At 46.3% G+C, this 1,048-nt stretch carries 1 protein-coding gene; it reads right to left on the minus strand.

The features are described 5' to 3' along the window. Positions 1-1,048, minus strand: a 1,048-nt coding sequence (locus R7190_RS25870) for an NEW3 domain-containing protein (protein ID WP_318137677.1), incomplete at both ends; no start/stop codon positions are given.

Genomic DNA, 1,048 nt, shown 5'->3' on the forward strand with positions numbered 1-1,048 from the left:
ACTGTCATTCTTGAGTACATCGATAGTCACTGGATCTTTCGATGTCAACGTCACAGAATCGTTTTGAGCGGCAGGAGCGTTATTTTCCGTGACTGGAGCGACAATACTCACACTCACTACTTGGCTAGCATTCAAGCTTGCATCAGCAGAATGTTTCGCATTGATAACAATGTTATAAGTACCGTCAGTAGCTTCAGTGCTCGATGTTACTGTCATTGTAATAGATTGGGTTTCACCAGGAATCAAAGTCATAGCACCACTATTCGCACTCCAGCCATTTGCGTCATTTGCCGCTAGCGTGAAAGTAGTCGCGTCACAAGTTGCGCTATCTTGGTTGGTAACCGTCGCTGTGTAACTTACTGTACTACCCGGTTCAAAATCCCCGTTTTGGTTAGTAGACATGATGAGAAATGGCGTCGATAGCTGACAAGCTTCAACCGCAGTTTCAACCACATAATTTGCTGTAGCACTCGCGTCGTAGTCAGTATCAGTAACATTTGTCACGTTGAATGTAATGCCGTAGGTCCCGTCTATCGCAGCTTGATCCGAAGTCACATCAACCGTCACTGTATCACTCGTACCAGGAGCCAAATTTAACTGAGATGGCGTTGTCACCCACCCACTTGGAGCATTTGCTTCAATAGCGAAATTCGATATTGCGCATCCATCACCATCATTGTTAGTTACCGTAACCGAATACCCCACGGTGCTACCAGACTCTACACCTGAAACTTGATTGGAAACAACAGCAACACTCGGCATGCTTGGCACGCACATAGGCTCAGCGAAGCTAACGTGGACACTTGCGCCTGAGCTATCAGCCCATTCGGTCGTAATGGTAATACCGGCTTCTGTATCCTCATACGTATTGCCCGCGATTAAGGCAGCATCAATCAGGTCTGAGTTCACACTGTTAGGCGTCATATCAAGCAGTTGGACACTACTCAAATCATCTCCGGTTACAGCGTGGAAAACGACGCCATCCGTTATTGTAGTTTGCCCTTCAAGAAAACTATCAAAACCGATAGGTTGACGGTACTCAATGTAA

The organism is Vibrio sp. 1078-1 (assembly GCF_033340475.1).